Origin of the sequence: Yinghuangia soli (assembly GCF_021502675.1) — a bacterium.
In the GTDB taxonomy this organism is placed as follows: Bacteria; Actinomycetota; Actinomycetes; order Streptomycetales; family Streptomycetaceae; genus Yinghuangia; species Yinghuangia soli.
Genome location: NZ_JAKFHA010000032.1, coordinates 85,152 through 89,448, shown reverse-complemented (window position 1 = coordinate 89,448; position 4,297 = coordinate 85,152). Strand labels below are relative to the sequence as shown.

Sequence of the window (4,297 nt, the reverse complement as noted above, 5' to 3'; positions counted from 1 at the left end):
GGCGGGTGGTGCCGGAGCGGCTGCTCAGTCGAGCAGCGCGTAGCCCGGCAGGGTGAGGAAGTCGGGGAAGTCCTCGGCGAGCGCGACCTCGAGGAAGAGGTCGCGGGCCACGGTCCAGCGGCCGCTCTCGAAGGCGGTGTCGCCGAGTTCCTCGCGCAGGTGGCCGAGTTCCTCGGTGAGGTGGCGGCGCACCAGGTCCGGGGTGACCTTCTCGCCGGTGTCGGCGAGGACCACGCCGTTGTTGACCCACTGCCACACCTGCGACCGGGAGATCTCCGCGGTGGCGACGTCCTCCATGAGGCCGAAGACGCCGACCGCGCCGTGGCCGCGCAGCCACGCCTCCAGGTACCGCAGGCCGACGCCGACCGCGTTGTGCAGGCCGACCGAGGTGGTCTGGCCGCCCGCCGAGGCGACGTCCAGGAGCTGGTCCGCGGTCACCTCGACCTCGTCGCGCAGCCGGTCCAGCTGGGCCTCGCTGCTGCCGAGCACCGCGTCGAACGCCTCGCGGCAGACCGGCACCAGGTCGGGGTGCGCGACCCACGAGCCGTCGAAGCCGTCGCCGGCCTCGCGGTCCTTGTCGTCGCGGACCTTCTGCAGCGCGGCGGCGTTGGCGGCCGCGTCGCGGCGCGACGGGATGACCGCCGACATACCGCCTATGGCGTACGCACCGCGCTTGTGGCAGGTCTTGACCAGCAGTTCGGTGTACGCGCGCATGAAGGGCGCGGTCATCGTGACGGCGTTGCGGTCCGGCAGCACAAAGGACGGGCCGGCGTCGCGGAAGTTCTTCACGATGGAGAAGAGGTAGTCCCAGCGGCCCGCGTTCAGACCGGAGATGTGGTCGCGCAGCTCGTAGAGGATCTCGTCCATCTCGAAGGCCGCGGTGATCGTCTCGATGAGGACAGTGGCCCGGATGGTGCCGCGCGGGATGCCGAGCACGTCCTGCGCGTGGTTGAACACGTCGTTCCACAGCCGCGCTTCGAGGTGGCTCTCGGTCTTGGGCAGGTAGAAGTACGGGCCCGAGCCGCGGGCGAGCAGCCGCACCGCGTTGTGGAAGAAGTAGAGGCCGAAGTCGAACAGCGCGCCCGAGACCGCGGTGCCGTCGACCAGCACGTGCCGCTCGTCGAGGTGCCAGCCGCGCGGCCGCATGACCACGGTGGCCAGCTCGTCGTCCGGCTTGAGGGTGTACGACTTGCCCTCGGCGGTGGTGAAGTCCACCCGGCGCTCGTACGCGTCGACCAGGTTCCGCTGGTGCGCCACGACGTTGTGCCAGGTCGGCGCGGAGGCGTCCTCGAAGTCCGCGAGCCAGACCTTCGCCCCCGAGTTGAGCGCGTTGATGGTCATCTTGCGGTCCGCGGGGCCGGTGATCTCGACCCGGCGGTCGCGCAGCTTGGGCGGCGCCGCGGCGACCTTCCAGTCGCCCTCGCGGATGTGCGCGGTCTCGGGCAGGAAGTCCAGACGCCCGGTGCGGGCGATCTCGGCGCGCTTCTCCTGGCGCTTGGCGAGCAGTTCGGCGCGCCGGCCGCCGAAGCGGCGCTGGAGGTCGGCGACGAAGCGCAGCGCCTCGGTGGTCAGGATCTCCTCCCCGCGCGGCACGGGGCCGCCGGTCACGGTGACGACCGGTGCGGTCATTGTGACTCTCCTTGTCTTCCTACGCGGAAAGGGCTTCACGGATAAGGACCGAGCAGATGGAACAGGCGGAACGGGTATAGCGGATGAACCTTGCCGTACCGGACAGCTTCGCGGACCGTCCGGCGGAAGGCCGGTCGGCGCGCCCGGTGAGGACGGGCCGACCGGAGCCGGCCGACGAGGGCCGGCCGGCCGGGGTCAGCCGGCCGGCTGCCCGCAGGCCGCGCGTACCGCCGCGGCCACGGCGCCGGCGACCTCCGGGTCGAACACGCTGGGCACGATGTACCCGGCGTTGAGCTGCTCCGGGGCGACCCGGTCGGCGATCGCGCCGGCCGCCGCGCGGAGCAGGTCGTCGGTGATGGCCGAGGCGCCCGCGTCCAGGAGGCCGCGGAAGATGCCCGGGAAGGCCAGCACGTTGTTGATCTGGTTGGGCAGGTCGCTGCGGCCGGTGGCGACCACCGCGGCGTGCCGGCCGGCCGCCGCCGGGTCGACCTCGGGGTCCGGGTTGGACAGCGCGAAGACGATCGCCTGGTCGGCCATCGCCGCGATGTCCGCCTCGACGAGGAGGTTCGGGGCCGAGACGCCGATGAACACGTCCGCGCCGGCGACCGCTTCGGCGAGGGTGCCCGCGAAGCCGTCCGGGTTGGTGTTGTCGGCGACCCACTGCCGGTCCGCGTCCAGGCCGTCCTGGCCGCGGTGCACCGCGCCGTTGCGGCCGCAGGCGACGATCTCCTTCGGCTCCAGCGGGAGCAGCAGCCGGATGATCGCGTTGCCCGCGGCGCCGACGCCGGAGAGCACGATGCGGCAGTCCCGGATGTCCTTGCCGACCACCTTGAGCGCGTTGTAGAGCGCGGCCAGCACCACCACGGCGGTGCCGTGCTGGTCGTCGTGGAAGACCGGGATGTCCAGGCGCTCGCGCAGCCGGCGCTCGATCTCGAAGCAGCGCGGCGCGGAGATGTCCTCCAGGTTCACGCCGCCGTACACCGGGGCGATCAGCTCGACGGTGCGCACGATCTCGTCGACGTCCTGGCTGTCGATGCAGACCGGCCACGCGTCCACGCCCGCGAACTGCTTGAACAGTGCGGCCTTGCCCTCCATGACGGGCAGCGCGGCGGCCGGGCCGATGTCGCCCAGGCCGAGGACCGCGGAGCCGTCGGTGACCACCGCGACGGTGTTGCGCTTGACCGTCAGGCGCCGGGCGTCCTCGGGGTGTTCGGCGATCGCGGTGCACACCCGGGCCACGCCGGGGGTGTACGCGCGGGACAGGTCGTCGCGGTTGCGCAGCGGCACCTTGGGCACCACTTCGAGCTTGCCGCCGAGGTGCATGAGGAAGGTGCGGTCGCTGACCCGGCGCACGGTGACGCCGGCGATGTCGTCCAGTGCCTTGGACACCGCCTCGGCGTGCGCCCCGTCCACCGTGTCGCAGGTGAGGTCGACGACCACGCGGTCCGGCCCCGAGTCGACCACGTCGAGCGCGGTCAGCACCGCACCGGCTTCGCCGACGCAGGTGGTGAGCAGGCCTGCGGCACCGATCGAGACCGGGGCCTCGACACGGAGCGTGATGGAACAGCCAGGGCTGGGGGCCGGCATGAAGACCTCGATCCTCGCTTCTCGATACACGTACCTGGGGCGGCGACTTCTGTAGAGTGGAGATTAGTTTCTGACATACGGAATTTCAACAAGTTGTTGAGAAGTCTCCGTGGCGACCCGCGGCAGCGCCTGCGAAGCGCGCCCGGCAATGAGGAGGACGGACGGATGGCCGAGCGGGCGACCGGCGGGGTGCAGTCCCTGGAACGCGCCTTCGACCTGCTCGAAGTCCTGGCCGATGCGGGCGGCGTGCTGGGCCTGAGCGATCTGGCGGCCCGCTCCGGACTGCCGATGCCCACCATCCACCGCCTCGTGCAGACCCTGGTCAAGATGGGCTACCTGCGCCAGGACGCCTCGCGGCGGTACGCGCTCGGCCCCCGGCTGATCCGGCTCGGCGAGACCGCCGGGCGCCTGCTCGGCTCGTGGGCCCGCCCCTACCTCGCCGAACTGATGGAGTCGACCGGCGAGACCGCGAACCTCGCGGTGCTGGAGTCCGGCGAGGTCGTCTACATCGGCCAGGTCCCCTCGCGGCACTCGATGCGCATGTTCACCGAGGTCGGCCGCCGCGTGCAGCCGCACTGCACCGCGGTCGGCAAGGCTCTCCTCGCGCAACTACCGGACGACCAGGCGGCCCGCGCGGTCGGGCCCGGCCCGCTCACCGCGCACACCGCGTACACGGTCACCGAACCGGCCGACCTGCTCGCCCAGTTCGCCGAGATCCGCGCGCAGGGCTACGCCGTCGACGACCAGGAGCAGGAGCTCGGCGTGCGCTGCATCGCGGTCGTGGTGCCCGGCGCCCCGACCGCGACCGCCCTGTCGGTATCCGGCCCCGAGGGCCGCATCCGCGCCATGGACGAGAAGGAACTGGTCGCCACCGCCCAGGAGATCGCCGCCCGCCTCGGCGCGGCCCTGGGCGGCGCACCGGAGGCCTGATCCGCACCGCAGCGGGACCCACCGGGCCACGGCAGGGCACGGCAGGGCACTGCGGGACAGGACAGCGAGCACGACGCCGAACGCGGCGGGGGGGGGGGGGGGGGGGGGGGGGGGGGGGGGGGGGGGGGGGGGGGGGGCGGGGCGGGGGGGG

3 protein-coding genes are annotated in these 4,297 nt (G+C 72.6%); 1 reads left to right on the top strand and 2 read right to left on the bottom strand.

The window, feature by feature from the left end; all coding sequences use genetic code 11:
- Positions 1-24: 24 nt before the first annotated feature.
- Positions 25-1,629: a malate synthase A gene (gene aceB / locus LZ495_RS34735; RefSeq protein WP_235057112.1), complete on the bottom strand. Its 1,605-nt coding sequence runs from the start codon at positions 1,627-1,629 to the stop codon at positions 25-27.
- A gap of 195 nt (positions 1,630-1,824) precedes the next feature.
- Entirely contained in the window at positions 1,825-3,216 is a 1,392-nt protein-coding gene (locus tag LZ495_RS34730) for an NAD-dependent malic enzyme (protein ID WP_235057111.1), read from the bottom strand.
- A gap of 165 nt (positions 3,217-3,381) precedes the next feature.
- Here LZ495_RS34730 and LZ495_RS34725 point away from each other — a divergent pair, with 165 nt between their 5' ends.
- Positions 3,382-4,146, top strand: a complete 765-nt coding sequence (locus LZ495_RS34725) for an IclR family transcriptional regulator (RefSeq protein ID WP_235057110.1) — start codon at positions 3,382-3,384, stop codon at positions 4,144-4,146.
- The last annotated feature ends 151 nt before the right edge of the window (positions 4,147-4,297 follow it).